Source organism: Streptomyces sp. NPDC005774 (genome assembly GCF_042871645.1).
GTDB classification, from domain to species: domain Bacteria; phylum Actinomycetota; class Actinomycetes; order Streptomycetales; family Streptomycetaceae; genus Streptomyces; species Streptomyces pratens.
The window spans coordinates 1-18,732 of the sequence record NZ_JBIAIV010000063.1 but is presented as its reverse complement, the minus strand read 5'-3'; the positions used below and the strand labels follow the sequence as shown (position 1 = coordinate 18,732).

The following is an 18,732-nucleotide window of genomic DNA, read 5'->3' as shown; positions in this document are numbered from 1 at the left end:
CATCGCCCGTGCGTCGGCCCGAGGTGCCCCGGTACCGCTCCCGTGGTCCGACCGCATGACCATGGAGTGGGTCCGTCCAGGGCAGTCGCCTGATCGGACCCGCTCCGCACGGCGTCACCGAGCGCTCGGTGACGGTCTCACTGCCGAGGTCTCCGGGTTGGCGACGCGCGCCCGCGCAAGACAGCCGCGAACTTTCAGGAAGCCCAAGGCGATACGTGTCAGTTCGCGCACGGCGGTCACGGGGTCCTGCTCTCGTGCGTTGACGACGTGGTCGGCGCCGAACTGTCCGGCCGTCTCCAGCCGCGAGGGCTCGCTCCGAAGGCCGTCCCGGTGCCGCACGAGATGGCCGCGCCGGTCTTGAAGGAGAGTGAGTCGGGCAGGCGGATGAGCGTGTGTGCGGGGACCTTCAGGAAGTCCGCGTGTCCACCGTCGCCGTCCAGCTCGCCGTGCACCGTGAGTGCCCCGACCCGGGCTCCGGGTCGGGGCACTCACGGCTCTTGAGCTTGCCCTCATCCAGGGAAACAACAGCTTTCATGCCGGCGATCATCTATTGACCAAGTCTCACAATGCTGGATATCGTCAAGTACCGCCGCGAGGAGCTGTGCACCGTCGCTGCCGGGCCGCCGACACATCGCGCCAACGCGTCAAGGCGGAGCCGGCCGTTCATCTTGATCGACACGGTTCACCCCCGTGAAGGAGCGGTTCGCCAGCACATCATCGTGTTCGCGCCGTTGCGCATCGAACACCAAGTCAAAGGTAGTCAGACGCATGATCGGACAATGGCGATCGAATTCTTGCGAAAGGCGTGTTCCCGGCGCGGCCGGCCGTGCTCGTGTCACGAGAGCCATCCCGGAATGGGCCCTGCTTTCCGCTAGCCCTCTGGACCCCACCACTTCCTGCCACGCCTCGGGCCCGGCACGAGCGAGAGGTATCGGTCGATGAACAAGCACATCAATGCGGGCCAGCGGCTCGACAATATGCCGGTCGGCAAGTTTCACCGGCGCTTCGCGCTGCTGGTCAGCCTCGGCATGTTCTGCGACTCGTTCGACAACACGCTCTCAGCCTCGGTGCTGGCATCGATGCTGCCCGCCGGCTTCTCGACGCTCGAGCTGAACTCGCTCTTCCTGTCGGTCACGTTCGCCGGCCTCGCGATCGGAGCGTCCTTCGCCGGCTGGCTCAGCGATCGGTTCGGGCGCAGCTTCGCCTTCCAGCTCAACCTGGCGATCGTCGGGGTCCTCGCTCTGTGTTGCGCGATGGCACCCTCGATGGAGGTGCTCATCGCTCTGCGAGGCGTGATGGGCGTCGCGATGGGGGCCGAGTACGTCATCTGTTACGGCATGATCACCGAGTTCATTCCGCGCGGCCGCCGCGGCCGGTACCTGGGTCTGCTCGGACTCTTCGGCGGGCTCGGTGTCTCGCTCTCCTCGCTCCTCGGCTGGGTGGTCATTCCCGCGTTTTCCTGGCGCGCGATGTTCGTCATCGGGGGCGTGAGCGCGCTGATCGTCTGGTGGCTGCGCCGGGGTATGCCGGAGTCCCCGCGTTGGCTGGAGTCGCGCGGGCGGTACGAGGAAGCCGAGGCCGTCATCCAGCGGATGGAAAGGGAGTCCGGCGTCTCGAGCCAGCAGGTCAGCCCGACTCCGGTCGCGCACCAGGCGGCCGGCGCAGCGGACGAGAAGGCCGAGTGGGTGCCGATCACGGTGCTGTTCTCGCGCCCTGTCATTCGACGGACGTTGATGGCTCTGGTCTTGACCGTCACCTCCCTATTCGGTTCCTACCTCGTCACCGGCTGGATGCCCACGTTCTTCGTGGAGCAGGGGATGACCGTGTCGAAGTCCCTGGGGTTCAACGCGGCCATCATGTCCGGCTTTGTCGCGGGACCGCTGCTGTGCATGTTCGTCGTCGACCGCCTCGGACGGCGCAACAGCCTCGTGATGTTCGGGACGCTCTCGGCGCTCTTCGGCAGCATCTACCCGTTCATGAGAGAGCCTGCGCTGGTCATCGCCGTCGGCTTCATTCTGGTCGCCACGGTCTCGTCGTTCCTGACCCTGGGTCTGGGAACCGTCCCGGAGTTCTTCCCCACCGCCTTCCGCTTCCGTGGCGGCGGCTTTGCTCAGACCGTCGGTCGCATCGGTTTGATCTTTTCCCCCTTCATCGTCCTGTGGCTGTTCTCCAGCTATGGCCTCCTCGGGGTGATCCTGACCCTCGCGGGCATGTACGTCGCCGTGACCCTGTTCTACGCCGTCGCCGGTGTGGACACGTCTCGTGAGACGTTGGAGCAGATCGTCTCGAACGGTGACACCGATGATGTGCCCGAAAGGACCCAGAGCCACGCATGACACACAGCGAGACTCGGATTCGTCTTCCGGTCCATCGCTCTCGGGCTCATCTCGCGCGGCTCGGCGGCCTGGCTCGCACGGCCGAACCCGTCCGTCGACCATGCCCGTGGCCAGCCGGGCCGGCCTTGCCGGCCCGGCTGGCCGGGCCGCGCGGGTCCCACGGGTGCTGTCGTCGGCAGCGGGTGCCGCGAGCCGCCGGAGCGCCTGCCCTCTCGGAGGGGCGCTTCGGCGCAACAAACCTGCTGCCGGCCATCACACACGCGGCGTCGTCGACGCCGTCCACCTCCTGCCTATCGAGGATCGTTGACATGAAAGCTGTTGTTTTCCTGGGTGAGGGCAAGCTCGAGATCCGTGAGTACCCCGACCCGGTGCCCGGGCCGGACGAAGTGGTCGTCCGCATGAAGGCCTCCGGCATGTGCGGGAGCGACCTCAACCACCTCCACGGCCCACTGCGCACCGGATCTCAGCTGGTGATCGAAGGGCACGAGCCGTGTGGAGTCGTCGAGCTCGTCGGGGACGCCGTGCGCCCCAGCGAGGCCAAGGTCGGAGACCGGGTCATGGTCCACCACTACGACGGGTGCCGCACCTGCCGGTACTGCCGTTCGGGCTGGACGCAGTACTGCCCGAACGCGCGCACGGTGTACGGCGGGCTGGACGGCGACGGTGGACACGCGGACTTCCTGAAGGTCCCCGCACACACGCTCATCCGCCTGCCCGACTCACTCTCCTTCAAGACCGGCGCGGCCATCTCCTGCGGCACCGGAACGGCCTTCGGAGCGATCAAGAGGGTCGGCCTGTCCGCCGACGAGACCGTGGCGGTCTTCGGACAGGGGCCCGTGGGCCTGAGCTGCACCATGCTGGCCAAGGCCTTCGGTGCTCGGGTCATCGCCATCGACGTCGAGCCCTCGCGGCTGGAGATGGCCGAACAGTTCGGCGCCGACCATGTCGTCAACGCACGAGAGCAGGACCCCGTGACCGCCGTGCGCGAACTGACACGCAACGGCGAAGGCGCAGACAAGTCCATCGAATGCAGCGCCAACGCCACCGTGCGTCGTCAAGCGGTCCAGGCACTCCGGCGCTGGGGAACCGCATGCATGGTCGGAGTCTTCGGCACGATCGAGTTGGACAGCGAGGAACTCATCCAGCTGCAGAAGACCGTCGTGGGCTCGCTCACCTTCAGCAAGAACCTGCAGGAGGAGTGCGCCCTGTTCGTGGCTGAGCGCGGCCTGGACGTGGAGTCGCTGTTCACGAACGAGTTCCGGCTGGACGAGGCGGAGCGGGCCTACGAACTGTTCGATCGACGCCAGATCGGCAAGGGCGTCTTCGTTTTCGACTGACGGAGTGTCGAAGGTCAGGAGAGGGAAGCAGTGACCACATCTCAGCAGAACTTCGCTCTGTGCGAGCAGGCCCAGAGTTTTTTGTCCCGGGAGGAGCACCGTCTCCTCATCGACGGCCAGAGCGTCCCGGCCGCGTCCGGGCAGACTTTGACCACCGTCAATCCGTCGACCGGTGAGGTCTTGGCGCGGCTTGCTGCCGGCGATCAGTCCGACGTCGATCGCGCGGTCCTCGCCGCACGCAAGGCGTTTCAAGGTCAGTGGAGCACCTGGACTCCGTACGAGCGCCAGGCGTTGCTGACGCGCATCGCCCAGGTCCTCGACGAAAGGTTCGAGGAACTGATCCAGATCGAGGCCATGGACATGGGCGCCCCAGTCTCGAGGTTGCGCAGCACCAAGCCCGCCTTGATGAAGATGGTGTCGTTCTTCGCCTCTCAGGCAACCACTATCACCGGTGAGACGCTGATGAACGGCATCCCCGGCAACGTCACCACGATGACGTTGAAAGCCCCGGTCGGGGTCATCGGCGGAATCATTCCCTGGAACGGTCCGCTCAACAGTCAGTTCTGGATCATCGGTGCTGTTCTGGCCAGCGGGTGCACCGCCGTGCTGAAGCCGTCCGAGGACGCCTCTCTGTCGGTGCTGCGGGTGGCCGAGATCCTGCACGAAGCCGGAGTGCCGGCGGGGGTCATCAATGTCGTCACCGGTCTGGGCAAGGAAGCCGGCCATGCGCTGGCGGCCCACCCCGATGTCGACCGCATCGCTTTCACCGGATCGACTCAGACCGGCCGCAGCATCATCCAGGCGTCCACCGTGAACATCAAGAAGCTGCAGCTGGAACTGGGCGGCAAGTCGGCGGACATCGTGTGCTCGGACGCGGACCTGGACAAGGCGGTGCCGGGAGCCGCGATGGGGGTTTTCGCCAACTCCGGTCAGATCTGTTTCGCCGGCACTCGGGTGCTGGTTCAGCGGCCCATCGTCGATGAGTTCACCGAGCGGCTGCTGGCGTTCATGGAGACTTTGCGGGTCGGGCATAGCCTGGACGCCGCCGCTACGTTGGGCCCGGTCATCTCCCAACCCCAGTTGGACAAGGTGCTGTCCTACATCGATGTCGGCCGAGACGAAGGGGCCGAACTGCTCTACGGCGGCCAACGGATCGGGGGTGAACTCGAGAACGGATACTTCGTGCAGCCGAGCGTCTTCGGTGGCGTGACCAATGAGATGCGCATCGCCCGCGAAGAGATCTTCGGCCCGGTTCTGTCGATTCTGCCGTTCGATGACGTGGACGAGGCCATCGCTATCGCCAATGACAGCGACTACGGTCTCGGGGGAGCGGTGTGGTCACAGAATCTGTCCACTGCTCTTCGGGTGGTCCACGGCGTGCACACAGGAACGATGTGGGTGAACTGTTACGGCTACATCGATCCGCTGGTCGGATTCGGTGGAACGAAGCTGAGTGGGTATGGCTCCAAGGGGAGTGCTGCACATATGGACACCTACCTGTACACCAAGAGTGTCTACATGGAACTGTGACCGGACGGGGTGACGTGTGTGCAGGAAAAAACGACGCATCACCTTGGACAAAGGTCCACGACCGTCTTCTGCGGGCCGTGGACGCCGTCTTGCGCGGGCGCACGCCGCTGGCCCGGAACATGGGCGGTGAGGGCGACCCCGAGCGCTCGGTGACACCGTGCCGGAGCAGGACGACGGCCGAGCGAACCGAGGGGCGAGGATGGCCTCCGAGAGGCGAAGACCATCGCGACCGGGGTCGGACTGCCTCACGGCTCGCGGAGCGGGTCCGGTCAGGCGACTGCCTTGGACGGACCCGCTACGTGATCACGCGGCCGAACCACGGGCGCGGTCCCGGGGCGCTCGGGCAGCTGCCCAGCGCAGACACCGGAACCACAGCTGCCGTGTCAGAAGTGGTTGCCGAGCAGGACGCGGCGTACGTGGTGGAGATGTTCCCGCATGGTGTCACGGGCGGCTTGCGGGTCTCGTTCGCGGACGGCGGTGACGATCTGTTCGTGTTCGGTGCAGTGGCAGCGGTGGCGCTCGGTGCTGAAACTGCGGCGCTTCAACCTGCCGCATATGGGCTGGTGGCGAGTGTCGAGGAGCATCGAACTGGTACTGATCAGAACCGTGTTGTGCGTGGCGACGGCGAAGCTGTGGTGCAGGGCGGCGTACCAGCGCTCGAACTCTTCGGAGCTGGAGGCCTGTTCGCCGCCGTGCAGGCAGCGCTCCATTTCCTCGAGGTCAGCGCCGGTGGCGGAGGCGACCGCGAGCGGCGTCAGGTTCGGCTCCAGTACCAGGCGCGAGGCCATGATCTCGGCGGGACTTGGTTGGTGGCCGGATGTCTTGGGGCGGGCGGTCTCGTTCGGAGCGATGAAGGTGCCGCGGTCGACGTGGCGCAGCACGATTCCGCGGGCCTCCGGGTTCTGCAGGGTGGCGCGGACCGCGGCGCGGCCGACTCCGGACCAAAGAACGAACCTATGCTTACCAGTACGAACCGATCTTAAGTATTGGTTCATATCAACTCAGGAGATGTGGTGCGTTTCGCAAGGGTTCACGGCAAGGACGGCGTGCGGGTATGCGCGGTCGACGAACACGGAACGGGCCGCGAGGTGCGCTTCGCCGACACCGGCGCTTCCGTCAGCGACCTGCGGCAGATCATCGACGCAGGCCCCAGGGGCGTGGGACGCCTGGAGATCGGCAGTCGGGCCGTCGGCGGGCGGCTGTTGGCCCCCCTGGTGCCGGCGCGCAACATCTTCTGTGTAGGGCGCAACTATTTCGAGCACGCGGCGGAGTTCGCCAAGAGCGGCTTCGACGCGACCGGCTCCCCAGACGGCCAGCACGTGCCGGAATACCCGGTCGTCTTCACCAAGCCGGCGGCTTCCGTGATCGCCTCCGGCGACGTGGTCGATCCGCACACCGACCTCACCTCCGCGCTGGACTACGAGGGCGAGATCGGCGTCATCGTCGGTCGGCGCGCCTCGAAGGTGAGCCGGAACGAGGCGATGGACTACGTGTGGGGCTACACCCTCGTCAACGACGTCACCGCCCGCGACCTGCAGCGCGACCACAAGCAGTGGTTCATCGGCAAGTCACTGGACACCTTCTGCCCGATGGGGCCGTGGGCCGTGACCGCCGACGAGATCGACATCCGCGATCTGCGACTGCAGACCCGCGTCAACGACGAGCTGCGCCAGAACGCCAGCACCTCCCAGATGATCTTCGACGTGGCGACCATCATCGAGACCCTCTCGGCCGGCATCACGCTGGAGCCCGGGGACGTCATCGCCACCGGGACCCCCGTCGGCGTCGGCATCGGCTTCGACCCGCCCAAGTACCTCACCACCGGCGACCAGGTCGTCGTCTCGGCCCCGGGCCTGGGCGAGCTGACCAACACCATCGGCCCCGCGGTCGGCCGCGACCGCCCGCAGGTAGCCGCCGGCGCCGAGCTGTTCGTCGAGTAGGTCGGCCAGGGCACGCCTGTGGTCTCAGGGCGCATCCTCTATAGGTCGCCCTATGCGAGCTGGAAGGGGGCGGGATGGACGCTCGGCAACTGCGGTACTTCCTCGCCATCGTGGAGCACGGTGGTTTCAGCAAGGCCGCTGCCGCACTCCACGTGGCGCAGCCGTCGCTGTCGCAGGCGATGAGCAACCTGGAAGCCGAACTGGGAGTGTCTCTTTTCCACCGCACGGGCCGCGGAGTGGTCTTGAGCGACGCAGGCACGGAACTTCTCGAACCCAGCCGCCGAGTGCTGCGCGACCTGGACGCCGTACGGCAGAAGGCCTCGGCCCTGGCCGGGCTGGGCGGCGGCACCGTGGAAGTGGCGGCCATGCCGTCCCCGGGCATCGAACCCCTGACCACCTTGATCCACCGGTTCACCGAGCTGCACCCGTCCGTCACGATCGCCGCCCGTGCCGCGTTCACCCCCGAGGAGACCATCAACCTGGTCCGCAGCGGCGCCTGCGAGCTCGGACTGCTTGGAGCCGCCACAGCCATCACCGCCCCCGGCATCGACGTCCTTGCCGTGGAGGAACAGCCGTTCGTCGTCGTGGCGGCAGCCGACGGCGACTTCGAAGACGGAGCCGTCCTCCGCCCGGAGGACCTCGCCGGCCAGAAAATGATCGCCTCCCGCTCGGGAAGCCTGATGCGGACCATCGTCGACGAGGTCACTGCCCGCAGCGGAGGCACGGAGATCGTGGCTGTCGTCGACCACCGCACCTCCATCCTCCCGTTGGTGCTCGCCGGGGTCGGTATAGCCGTTCTGCCGGCCTCCTGGAACCGCTTGGCGCGCCGGTGCGGGCTGGTGGTCGCCTCCCTCGAACCCACCGCGCACCTGCACGTCGCGATGATCAGCCTGCCTTCCCACCTGACCCCAGGTGCGCAGGCGTTCCTGGAGTTGACTCGCGCTCTGTCTCTACAACGCTCCAGAAGCACTCCGGCGTGACAGGCTTCCGGCCGCAGTACCGATCGATGGTTCCTATAAGACGGATCGGAAGCACGTCTTGGACGCTTCTGAAGATGGGCGTGTTGACTCGAAGGCACTGAACCGCTCTTCCGCCCCTGCTCAGTTGACCAGGGGCGTTCGCCAGCACAGCCGGAGGCTCCCAGTGATCGAGACCCGAACCTTCCGCATCGCCGCCATCCCCGCCGACGGCGTCGGCACCGAGGTCGTCGGCGCCGGCCGTGCCGTGCTGGACGCACTGGCCGCCGACTCCCACGGAGCCTTCCTCTTCGACTGGCAGGAATTCCCCTGGGGCTGCGATTACTACCAGCGCACCGGCAAAATGATCGATGACGACGGTCTGGAGCAGCTCAAGGACTTCGATGCCATCTACTTCGGCGCCGTCGGCTGGCCCACCGTCCCCGACCACATCAGCCTCTGGGGCCTGCGCCTGAAGATCTGCCAGAACTTCGACCAGTGGGCCAACGTCCGCCCCGTGCACTTCCTGCCCGGCATCACCAGCCCGCTGCGCAAGGCCGACACCACCGAGCTCGACTGGGTCGTCGTCCGCGAGAACAGCGAGGGCGAATACGCCGGCCTGGGCGGGCGCAACCTCTCCGGCCGTGGCCACGGCGGTGAAGTGGCGATCCAGTCGGCCCTGTTCACCGAGGTGGGCTGCGAACGCATCATGCGCTTCGCCTTCGACCTGGCCCGCACCCGGGCCCACCGCAAGGTTTCCTCGGTCACCAAGAGCAACGCCCAGCAGTACGGCATGGTCCTGTGGGACGACGTCTTCAAGCGCGTTGCCGCCGACTACCCTGACGTCGAGACCGAGAGCGTCCTCGTCGACGCCATGGCAGCCAAGTTCGTCCTCCACCCCGAGGACCTGTCGGTCGTCGTCGCCTCCAACCTCAACGCCGACATCCTTTCCGACCTCGGCAGCGCCCTGGCCGGCAGTCTCGGCCTGGCCGCCAGTGCCAATCTCAACCCCGAGCGCCGCTTCCCCAGCATGTTCGAACCCGTCCACGGTTCCGCTCCCGACATCGCCGGGCAGGGCCTGGCCAACCCGATCGGCGCCGTGGGCAGCGCCGCACTCATGCTGGAGCACTTCGGACTGCCCGAGCAGGCGGCACGCCTGCACAAGGCGATCGAGAAGACCACGGGCGCCGGCATCCTCACCCGCGACCTCGGCGGTACCGCCTCCACCGAGGACGTCACCAAGGCGCTCATCGATGCGTTGGACAGCTGACATCGCGGACTGCTCGCACTCTCCGATCGTCCTGGGCTTGTGCCGTTCAGAAACGCGTCGCTGCAGCTCGCAGGGGGTCTGGCGATGCTTGAGGGCTCGCTGGGACCATGCCTCGGGTGATTGTCTCGCTGGTGTATCAGGTGATACGGAAGCTGCTGTCGGTCCCGGCAGTGCTGCTGCGTCGGGAGGCGGCCAAGAACGCCGAGCTTCTTGTCCTGCGGCCCGAGAACGCGGTGCTGCGCAGACAGCTCGCGCGTCCGGTGCGCTACGAACCGGTGGACCGCTTGTGGTTCGCGGCGCTGTCCTCGCTGATACCCCGGCAGCGGTGGGCGAACGTGTTCCCGGTGACGCCGGGGACTTTGCTCGCGTGGCACCGAAGGCTCGTGGCGCGCAGGTGGGACTACAGCAGGCGCCGGAGCAGGCCCGGCCGACCACGGACCGCGCAGGCGATTAAGGAGCTGGTGCTGCGGCCGGCCGCAGAGAGCCCTCGCCGGGGCTGCTGCAGGATCCAAGGCGAGCTCGCCCGGCTCGGGCATCAGGTCGGCGCCTCCACGGTATGGGAGATCTTGACCGCTGTCGGCGCAGGCCCTGCGCCCCGCAGAGGCGGGCTCACGTGGCGAGAGTCCCTCACGGCGCAGGCCGACGGCATCATCGCCTGCGATGTCCTGCACATCGACCTGGTGGGTCTCCGCCGGGTCTACGCGCTGGTCTTCCTCGAGCACGGCACTCGCCGGCTCCACATCGCCGGCGTCACCGCTCACCCAACCGCGCAGTGGACGGTGCAGCAGGCTCGCAACCTCGCCGTCGATCTGAGCGTGCGCCTCGAGGCCCTGCGCTTCTTGGTCCGGGACCGGGACGGCAAGTACGCCGACTCCTTCGACGCAGTCTTCGAGTCCGAGACCATCGAGATCTTGAGGACCGCGCCGCGATCCCCACGGATGAACGCGCACGGTGAACGGGTCATCGGGACCCTGCGGCGCGAGGCCCTCGACCATGTGCTGATCTGGAACGAGACCCATGCCCGGCGAGTGCTCGACGAGTACGCCCGGCACTACAACGGGCATCGCCCACATCAGGCCCGAGGGCAACTGCCACCGCTCGCCGAACGGCAGCCTGCACCGGTCACCGACCTGAGCACCACGCGACTCCTCCGCAGCCGTGTTCTCGGCGGCCTGATCAGCGAATACAGATACGTGGCTTGACCAGCAGAGACGAATATCCGAACGGCACAGGATGGGCTCGGAGCGGGAGGCCCCCAGAGGGGCGCTTCTTGCCTGATGGCGTGTCAGGAAAGTCGGCAATGGGTCAGCGTGAGCCCTGCCAGAGGCTCAAAGATCTGGCGAAATATGCAGGTGGTTGAATCGTTCAACAATCGACGGCCGGCCCCGGGGTGTAAACGTTGCTTATGTGAAACCGTTCCGGTTTCCCTTGCGTTGCCTGGCCCCTGGCGCGTGGCCCTATCAGGGTCGTCGCGCCTGCCGTCCGAAGAGGATGCCGCCCGGTTCGGGTGGTGGGGGAGTGCCCGGCTTGAGGGGCCAGACGAGCAGCATGCCCGCGACGAAACCGACCACGTGGGCCAGGTGCGCCACGGTGCCCGCCTCGGCGACGGCCTCGCCGGTGGAGTAGAACGCCTGCAAAACGAACCAGAAGCCCAGTACCAGCCAGGCCGGCAGCCGCAGCGGCAGGAAGACCAGGAAGGGGGCGAGGATCCAGATCCGTGCCCTCGGGTAGAGCACCAGGTAGGCGCCGAGGACGCCGGCGACGGCTCTCGAGGCGCCGATCAGGGGAGTGGTGGCGTTCGGGTTCGTGAGAGCAAATCCGTATGCGGCCGCATAGCCGCAGGCCACGTAGAACAGCAGGAATCGCACATGGCCCATGCGATTCTCGATTGTGTTGCCGAAGATCCACAGGAAGAGCATGTTGCCCAGCAGGTGCAGCCAGCCGCCGTGCAGGAACATCGCCGTGAGCACGCTCAGCTCGGGCGACTTTTCGTAGCCCGGCGGCCCCACCACGCATCCCGGCCCCTGCGGGCCCACTCCCGTGTCGCCCGTAGGCACCAGGCGCGGCATCCGGTGGTGGATCAGTTCTTGCGGCACGGCCGCGTACCGGTCCAGAAACGCCTGGAGATCGCACAGCTCCGCGAGACTGCTCCCGCTGCCCGTCAGCGAGCCGACGACACCGGGCGTGAAGAACACGAAGACGACGAAGTTCGCGGCGAGCAGCGCGTAGGTGACCCACGGGGTGCGTCGTGCCGGATTCACGTCATGAACGGGGATGACCACGTCCCACTTGTGCCCTTGCCACCGCCGGTGAATCCGGCGCCCCGCTGAACACCGCCGTCCGGCCCCGCGTATTCCTTCCCAACTGCCTGCGGCGCGGGGAAGGGGCCGTGGGGCCGACGTGAGGAACGGGCCATGAACGACCGAGTGACCGCTGCGATGCAGGCGCTGCCGGACGGAGAGGCGGAACTCACGCTCGTGGTGCGCCTCTCCTGGGAGGACGTCGCCCGGCTCGGCCAGGAGGCGGGGCGGCTCGCCTCCCAGATGAAGCGGCCGGTGACGCTGGACGAGGCGGTGGGTCACCGCCTGCGCTCGGCGCGGGCCGCCGCCGCGCACGCGAAGCCGGCGGGGGAACAGCCGCAGGCGGCCGTGAGCGCGGGGGCGGGGAGCGCCGGTGCGGCCGGTTTCGCCGGTACCAGTGCCTCCGTGTCGTCCCTGCCGCCCCGGCCCGCGACGGAGCAGGCGCGGCCTCCGGCGGAGCAGGCGCGGCAGGCGATCGAACGGATCAACGGGACCGGGTAGGCGGGACCACGCGGGGAGGACGGCTGTCAGGGCGGGCTGTCAGGACGTACGCGGCGACGGCCGTCCCGCCGTGGCACGGATCTTCGCGGTGGCCTTGCGGGCCGCCACCAGAACCGGATCCCAGGTGGGGGAGAACGGCGGGGCGTAGCCCAGGTCCAGCATCGTCATCTGCTCCACCGTCATCCCGGCGGTGAGGGCGACCGCCGCGATGTCGACGCGCTTGCCCGCGCCCTCCCGGCCGACGATCTGGACCCCGAGCAGGCGGCCCGTGCGCAGTTCGGCGAGCATCTTCACCGTCATGGGGGAGGCGTTCGGGTAGTAGCCCGCGCGGCTGGTCGACTCGATGGTGACCGTCTCGAACCGCAGTCCCGCGCGGTGGGCGTCCTTCTCCCGCAGACCGGTGCGCGCGATCTCCAGGTCGCAGACCTTGCTGACCGCCGTACCGACAACGCCCGGGAAGGTGGCGTAGTCGCCGCCGACGTTCGAGCCGATGATCTGGCCGTGCTTGTTGGCGTGCGTGCCGAGCGCGATGTGCCGCTCCTGCCCGGAGATCAGGTCGAGCACCTCCACGCAGTCGCCGCCGGCCCAGATGTTCTCGTACCCGCGGACCCGCATCGACCGGTCGGTGAGCAGGCCGTCGTGCTCGCCCAGGGGCAGCCCCGCCGCCCGCGCGAGAGCCGTTTCGGGCCGCACTCCGATGCCGAGCACCACCACGTCCGCCGGATACTCGGCGTCCGCCGTGGACACGGCCCGTACCCTGCCGTCGTCCCCGGTGAGCAGCTCGGTGACCTCGGCATCGTTCACCATGGTGATGCCCAGACCCTCCATCGCCCTGTGCACCAGGCGTCCCATGTCCGGGTCGAGGGTCGCCATGGGTTCCCGGCCGCGGTTGACGACGGTCACCTCGTAACCGCGTTTGATCATCGCCTCGGCCATCTCCACGCCGATGTACCCCGCGCCGACGACCACCGCGCGGCGGCCGGTCGTGCGCTCCAGTGTGTCGAGCAGGGCCTGACCGTCCTCCAGGGTCTGCACCCCGTGCACACCGTCGGCGTCCATACCGGGTAGCTCCGGGCGGACCGGCCGTGCGCCGGTCGCGATCACGAGCTTGTCGTACGACGTCCAGGACTCGATGCCGGAATCGAGGTCCCGCGCGCGCACCCGTCCCCGGTCGGGGTCGATCTCCGTGACCTCGGTGCGCATCCGCAGGCCGATATGGCGCGCGCGGTGCTCCTCGGGTGTGCGGGCGATCAGCTCGTCGCGTTCGGCGACGTCACCGGCCACCCAGTAGGGGATGCCGCAGGCCGAGAAGGACGTGAAGCGCCCGCGTTCGAACGCCAGGATCTCCAGCTCGTCCGGCCCCTTCAGCCGGCGCGCCTGCGACGCCGCGGACATCCCCGCGGCGTCGCCGCCGATCACCACCAGGCGTTCCGGTCCCCTCGCGGCAGGGCCCGCGCTGCCGCCCGCGCCCGTACCCGCGTCCGTGCTCGTCCCTGTGCTCGTGCTCGTGGTCATACGACCACGTTACGGGGACCGGTCACTTCGTATCCGGCTCCGGGGCCTCGTCCGGGGTCCGGGCCGACGCGGGCGCGGACGAGGGCCGGGCCGCGGGAACGGGCGAGGAAGTGGGAACGGAAGGGGACGCGGGCGCCGGCCGTGTGCGGCGGGACAGCCCGGGGCGTACGGCCTTCAGCCACAGCAGAGCGAGCAGGGCCGCCAGAGCCGCGAACGGCAGCACCGCGCCGATCGCCACCGCGAGCCAGCGCAGCATGGTCACGAACGCGTCCCAGCCGCCCGCGAGCGCGTCCAGGAACCCGGGGTCGTCGTCCTTGGTGCTCCGCTCCACCTGCGTCTCGGACAGGGTCAGGGTGATGGTGGCCAGGCTGGTGCGGTCCTTCAGGGACGCCTGCCGGGCGAGCAGGGCCTCCAGGTCGGCCTGGCGAGTGCTGAGTTCGCCCTCCAGGGTGACCACGTCACTGAGCCGGGTGGCCTGGTCCATCAGCTCGCGGATCCGGACCACGCTGGCGCGCTGCGTCTTGATCCGGCTCTCGACGTCGACGACCTGGTCGGTGACATCCTCCGCCTTCGCGCTGCGTTCGACGAGTTCGCCGGAGCCCTCGAGGTCCGCCAGGACCTTGTCGTACTTCTCGGCGGGGACGCGCAGCACCACGCGCGTGAGCTCGTGCCCCTCCTCGTCCTGACGGGTGTTCTCGTCGCCGACGTAGCCGCCCGCGTTCTCGGTGGTCGTGCGGGCCTCGGCCAGCGCCGTCGGCGCGTCCTTCACCCGCACGGTCAACGAAGCGGTGCGGATGATATGGCTCGTGGCGGCGTTCCTGTCCGCGGGCGGCGCCGTCGCCCGCGAGCCGTCCGCCGAGCCGTCCGCCGAGCTGCCGGCGGCCCCGTCCCGCGCCGCTTCTTCCTTCATCCCTTCCTCGGTGCCCCCCTGGGCGTCGGCCGGCGCGACGGCGGCCTTACCGTCGGACGCATCGGAGTCGGCGCTGGAGCCCGCGCCGCCGCATCCGGCCAGGGCGAGCGCTGTGGCCAGCAGCAGGCCCGTCATGGCGTGTGCCGGCCGTGCGGATCGTCGTGTGCGCATGTGGGTTCCCCCCGGGTTCGTGACCATTGACGTTCCTTCGACGCCGGAGGGCGGTGGAACGATGGCGCGGAATGGTCCCGAAGCGGTCACGGTAGGGACTCGGGAGGGCCGTATGGCCCTGGTGGGACCGCCGACGGCATCTGAGAGGGTGGAGCCATGAGCGGATCACACACGGGTGCGGAGCAGCGGGTCGTCGTCGTGGGGGCCGGCATCGCCGGACTGGCCGCGGCGCACCGGCTGCTCGGACGCGGGGCACGGGTGACCGTGCTGGAGGCCTCGGATCGGGTGGGCGGCAAGCTGCTGCCCGGCGAGATCGCGGGCGCGCGCGTGGACCTCGGCGCCGAGTCGATGCTGGCCCGCCGCCCGGAGGCGGTGAGCCTTGCCCGTGAGGTGGGCCTCACCGACCGGCTCCGGCCCCCGGCCACCGCGACCGCGTCGCTGTGGACCCGCGGCGCCCTGCGCCCCATGCCCAAGGGGCACGTCATGGGTGTCCCCGGCACCGCCGCCGCCCTGGCCGGGGTGCTCTCCGACGAGGGCCTCGCCCGGATCGGCCAGGACGCCGAGCTGCCCCGCACCGAGGTCGGCGACGATGTCGCCGTCGGCGAGTACGTGGCGGCCCGGCTCGGACGTGAGGTCGTCGACCGGCTGGTCGAGCCCCTGCTGGGCGGGGTGTACGCGGGCGACGCGTACCGCATCTCGATGCGCTCCGCCGTCCCCCAGCTGTTCCACGCCGCGCGCACGCACACCTCCCTGACCGAGGGCGTCCGCGAGATCCAGGCCGGGGCCGCCACCGCGCGGCAGACCGGACCGGTGTTCATGGGCATCCAGGGCGGCGTGGGCACCCTTCCGCTCGCCGTCGCCGAGTCGGTGCGGGCCCGGGGCGGGGAGATCCGCACCGGCACCCCGGTCACCGAACTGCGCCGGGAGCCGGCCGGCGGCTGGCGGGTCGTCACCAAAGAGCGGGAGCTGCGCGCCGACGCGGTCGTCGTCGCCGTACCCGCCCCGGCCGCCGCCCGGCTGCTGCGCGCCGAGGCGCCCGGCGCCGCCGCCGAGCTGGCCGGCGTCGAGTACGCCTCCATGGCGCTCATCACGCTCGCCTACCGCCGCGCGGAGACCGATCTCCCCGAGGGCAGCGGATTCCTGGTGCCGCCGGTCGACGGCCGCACCATCAAGGCGTCCACCTTCGCCTCGCGCAAATGGGGCTGGATCGACGAGGAGAACCCGGACCTCACCATCCTGCGCACCTCCGTCGGCCGGCACGGCGAGACGGAGATCCTCGGCCGCGACGACGCCGGCCTCGTGGAGGTCTCCCGGCACGACCTGTCGGCCGCCACCGGCCTGGACGCCACCCCGGTCGCCACCCGCGTCACCCGCTGGCAGGACGGCCTGCCCCAGTACCCCGTCGGCCACCACGCGCGCGTGGCCCGCGTCCGCGAGCACCTCGCCGCCCACCCGGGGCTGGCCGTGTGCGGCGCGGCCTACGACGGCGTCGGTATCCCCGCGTGCATCGCGAGCGCGTACGACGCCGCCGACCAGATCCACGGTGACCTCCCGCACGACGTGCGGGACGTCACCGCCACCCGGTGAAAACCCTCCACGGAGGAGCAGGAGAATAAGGGACATGAGCGACGACGCCACCACCCCCGCACCCGACCGGATCCCGAACAAGGGCAAGCTGGCCAAGGACCTGAACGAGGTCATCCGCTACACCCTCTGGTCCGTCTTCAAGCTGAAGGACGTGCTGCCCGAGGACCGCGCCGGGTACGCCGACGAGGTCCAGGAGCTGTTCGACCAGCTCGCCGCCAAGGACGTCACGGTCCGCGGCACGTACGACGTCTCCGGTCTGCGCGCCGACGCCGACCTGATGATCTGGTGGCACGCGGAGAGCAGCGACCAGCTCCAGGAGGCGTACAACCTCTTCCGCCGCACCAGGCTGGGCCGGGCCCTCGAGCCGGTGTGGTCGAACATGGCGCTGCACCGGCCCGCCGAGTTCAACCGCTCGCACATCCCGGCGTTCCTCGCCGACGAGGAGCCCCGCGCGTACGTGAGCGTGTACCCCTTCGTGCGCTCCTACGACTGGTACCTGCTGCCCGACGAGGACCGCCGCCGCATGCTCGCCGACCACGGCAAGATGGCACGCGGCTTCCCCGACGTGCGCGCCAACACGGTCCCCTCGTTCTCGCTCGGCGACTACGAGTGGGTCCTCGCCTTCGAGGCCGACGAGCTGTACCGCATCGTCGACCTCATGCGGCACCTGCGCGGCTCCGAGGCGCGGATGCACGTCCGTGAGGAGATCCCGTTCTACACGGGCCGCCGCAAGGACATCGCGGAACTCGTCGCGGGCCTTGCCTGAGCAACAGTGACCGGGCCTGATCAGGCCGGGGCTACGGCTCCACGGACGGCTCCGTCTTCGCAGACGGCTCCGGCTCCGTCCGTGGTGCCGGTTCCGTCCGTGGTGCCGGTTCCGGGCGCGGTGCGCAGGACGCGCGCCGCCCCGGGACCGGGCCGGTGAGCAGATACGCCTCCAGGTGGCCGTGCACCTGTTTCTTGCGGAGAGGCCCCGGCGTTCACGCCGGGTGAGGAATCCCCTTCCCTATCAGGGAGGGGAGGATTCAAAAAGGCGTTGGACCCGCCGGCGACACCATGCGTACCGGTGTCCCGCTCGGTCACCGGCGCCGACCCCGTGAGCCGCCGGTGCAGCTCCAGGCGCGACGGCCGGCGCGGTGAGCAGCAGAGACCCGGCGGCCGCGTGGGCGACGGCAGTTCTCGTCGTGTTCCCCCCGGTGCACGGCGACCGAGGCGGTCGACCCGAGGGACGCTTCGTCCGGCGGGCGGGGCGGGGCAAGCACCGCCGGCGGGTGTCGCCGTCAGTGCTCCCGTGCGCCCCCGCAACCGGGGTCGGAACCAGGGTCGGAACCGGGGTCGCCCCGCGCGCGATGACGGCCGGAGGCGTCGCCCGGACGGTGCCCCGGAGCGTGGCCCGGGTGGTGTTCGCGGTACTCGTGGTGCTCGTGGTGTGCGAAGGCCGCACGCAGATCCGGTTCGCCGACCGCGCGGATGCCGTGCACGGCCACCGACGTGAGGTACGTACGGTCGTCGCCGGCGGCGGTGGCGTGCGCTCCGGCCCTGGGCAGGGGGCCCAGCAGACGCCGGCCGGCCGGAGAGGCCCACAGGGCGTACGGGGGGACCTCGATCCGCGCGATGACCAGGCAGCCCAGAGTCAGCGTCAGCGGCAGTGCGAACCACAGGGCGACCAGATGGCGCGGCAGGTACGACGCGGCCGGCAACAGCAGCGCGGTGGCGCCCAGTCCGGCCACGGCCAGCGCGGCGATCCGTACCCGCCGTATGCCGTCGGTGATCGTCGTGGCCGCGCCGTCGGGCACGGCCAGTCCGGCCCGCTCCAGCCGGTCGGCGAGGCCGCGCACCGCGTCCGTCGTCGCCGCGGCGGCCCGCACCGGGGCGATGGGGGACTGGCCCTCCGGCCCGATGACCCCTATCACCGACCGCTCCATGTCGTCCCGCCCGAGCGGGTCGACCACGGTCGCCCAGCCGGTGCGGGCCAGCAGCAGCCGGTGCTGACGCGCCATCGCGACCAGGGTGACGTCGGCGACCCGCCGAGGGCCGCCGGACAGGAACGCCGTCTCGTACAGCGTCAGATCGTGCCCCCCGTCGCCGGCCGTCCCCACGTCGTGGACGGCCGCCGCGCGGACGGCGGCCAGGCACAACCGTGTGCACGCGACGCCGGCGACGGCCCATGAGACGAGCAGGAGGAGCACCCAGAGCATGACTTGTTTGTAAACGACACGGTCCCGGAAGCACCATGCCCTGTTCACCATCCGGACGGAGTGTTGTCTGCATGTGATGTTCCGTTCCCTCTCTGTCAAAGTAGTGCGAGTCAGGCATACTGGATGATTCATTGAGTCGAGGGCGGAGAAGGAGTAGTGCCCAGGTGGCCAGCACCAACGA

Annotated in this window: 15 protein-coding genes and 1 pseudogene; 10 read left to right on the top strand and 6 right to left on the bottom strand. The window is 69.3% G+C overall.

What is annotated here, in order from left to right:
* Positions 1 to 236: 236 nt before the first annotated feature.
* Entirely contained in the window at positions 237 to 488 is a 252-nt protein-coding gene (locus ACFYQA_RS34600; protein WP_388926587.1) for a hypothetical protein, read from the bottom strand.
* A 450-nt stretch (positions 489 to 938) separates the two neighbouring features.
* On the opposite strand from ACFYQA_RS34600, the gene ACFYQA_RS34595 reads away from it, so the two are divergent.
* The 3 genes from ACFYQA_RS34595 (at position 939) to ACFYQA_RS34585 (ending at position 5,203) form a co-directional block, all read left to right on the top strand.
* Positions 939 to 2,336, top strand: a complete 1,398-nt coding sequence (locus ACFYQA_RS34595) for an MFS transporter (protein ID WP_388926584.1) — start codon at positions 939 to 941, stop codon at positions 2,334 to 2,336.
* Between the two features lie 308 nt (positions 2,337 to 2,644).
* The gene (locus ACFYQA_RS34590; protein WP_388926581.1) at positions 2,645 to 3,673 is read left to right on the top strand and encodes a zinc-binding dehydrogenase; all 1,029 of its coding nucleotides are present in this window, start codon (positions 2,645 to 2,647) and stop codon (positions 3,671 to 3,673) included.
* A 30-nt stretch (positions 3,674 to 3,703) separates the two neighbouring features.
* The gene (locus tag ACFYQA_RS34585; protein ID WP_388926578.1) at positions 3,704 to 5,203 is read left to right on the top strand and encodes an aldehyde dehydrogenase family protein; all 1,500 of its coding nucleotides are present in this window, start codon (positions 3,704 to 3,706) and stop codon (positions 5,201 to 5,203) included.
* Positions 5,204 to 5,586: 383 nt separating this feature from the next.
* Here the strand turns inward: ACFYQA_RS34585 and ACFYQA_RS34580 are convergent, their stop codons facing one another.
* Entirely contained in the window at positions 5,587 to 6,084 is a 498-nt protein-coding gene (locus ACFYQA_RS34580; RefSeq protein WP_388926575.1) for a FadR/GntR family transcriptional regulator, read from the bottom strand.
* A gap of 132 nt (positions 6,085 to 6,216) precedes the next feature.
* On the opposite strand from ACFYQA_RS34580, the gene ACFYQA_RS34575 reads away from it, so the two are divergent.
* From ACFYQA_RS34575 to ACFYQA_RS34560, 4 genes are all read left to right on the top strand, one after another.
* Positions 6,217 to 7,143, top strand: coding sequence for a fumarylacetoacetate hydrolase family protein (locus ACFYQA_RS34575; RefSeq protein ID WP_388926572.1), 927 nt, complete (start codon positions 6,217 to 6,219; stop codon positions 7,141 to 7,143).
* Between the two features lie 74 nt (positions 7,144 to 7,217).
* Positions 7,218 to 8,123, top strand: a complete 906-nt coding sequence (locus ACFYQA_RS34570) for a LysR family transcriptional regulator (protein WP_388926569.1) — start codon at positions 7,218 to 7,220, stop codon at positions 8,121 to 8,123.
* Positions 8,124 to 8,286: 163 nt separating this feature from the next.
* Positions 8,287 to 9,369: a tartrate dehydrogenase gene (locus ACFYQA_RS34565; RefSeq protein ID WP_388926566.1), complete on the top strand. Its 1,083-nt coding sequence runs from the start codon at positions 8,287 to 8,289 to the stop codon at positions 9,367 to 9,369.
* A gap of 116 nt (positions 9,370 to 9,485) precedes the next feature.
* Positions 9,486 to 10,571, top strand: a complete 1,086-nt coding sequence (locus ACFYQA_RS34560; RefSeq protein ID WP_388926563.1) for an integrase core domain-containing protein — start codon at positions 9,486 to 9,488, stop codon at positions 10,569 to 10,571.
* A gap of 258 nt (positions 10,572 to 10,829) precedes the next feature.
* Here the strand turns inward: ACFYQA_RS34560 and ACFYQA_RS34555 are convergent, their stop codons facing one another.
* On the bottom strand, positions 10,830 to 11,651 hold the full coding sequence (locus ACFYQA_RS34555) for a rhomboid family intramembrane serine protease (RefSeq protein WP_388926560.1): 822 nt from the start codon (positions 11,649 to 11,651) through the stop codon (positions 10,830 to 10,832).
* 132 nt (positions 11,652 to 11,783) lie between these two features.
* Between ACFYQA_RS34555 and ACFYQA_RS34550 the strand changes: the two genes are divergently transcribed.
* Entirely contained in the window at positions 11,784 to 12,170 is a 387-nt protein-coding gene (locus ACFYQA_RS34550) for a hypothetical protein (RefSeq protein WP_388926557.1), read from the top strand.
* Positions 12,171 to 12,209: 39 nt separating this feature from the next.
* Here the strand turns inward: ACFYQA_RS34550 and ACFYQA_RS34545 are convergent, their stop codons facing one another.
* Entirely contained in the window at positions 12,210 to 13,685 is a 1,476-nt protein-coding gene (locus ACFYQA_RS34545; protein WP_388926554.1) for an FAD-dependent oxidoreductase, read from the bottom strand.
* A 22-nt stretch (positions 13,686 to 13,707) separates the two neighbouring features.
* A complete protein-coding gene (locus ACFYQA_RS34540) occupies positions 13,708 to 14,766 on the bottom strand; it encodes a DUF4349 domain-containing protein (RefSeq protein WP_388926551.1) in 1,059 nt (352 codons plus the stop codon).
* A 156-nt stretch (positions 14,767 to 14,922) separates the two neighbouring features.
* On the opposite strand from ACFYQA_RS34540, the pseudogene hemG reads away from it, so the two are divergent.
* Both hemG and hemQ read left to right on the top strand, forming a co-directional pair.
* Positions 14,923 to 16,382, top strand: a pseudogene (gene hemG, locus ACFYQA_RS34535) (protoporphyrinogen oxidase).
* A 5-nt stretch (positions 16,383 to 16,387) separates the two neighbouring features.
* The gene (gene hemQ, locus ACFYQA_RS34530) at positions 16,388 to 17,119 is read left to right on the top strand and encodes a hydrogen peroxide-dependent heme synthase (RefSeq protein WP_332431545.1); all 732 of its coding nucleotides are present in this window, start codon (positions 16,388 to 16,390) and stop codon (positions 17,117 to 17,119) included.
* A 514-nt stretch (positions 17,120 to 17,633) separates the two neighbouring features.
* On the opposite strand, the gene ACFYQA_RS34525 is transcribed toward hemQ, so the two are convergent.
* Positions 17,634 to 18,551: a TIGR04222 domain-containing membrane protein gene (locus ACFYQA_RS34525; protein WP_388926548.1), complete on the bottom strand. Its 918-nt coding sequence runs from the start codon at positions 18,549 to 18,551 to the stop codon at positions 17,634 to 17,636.
* Between the last annotated feature and the right edge of the window lie 181 nt (positions 18,552 to 18,732).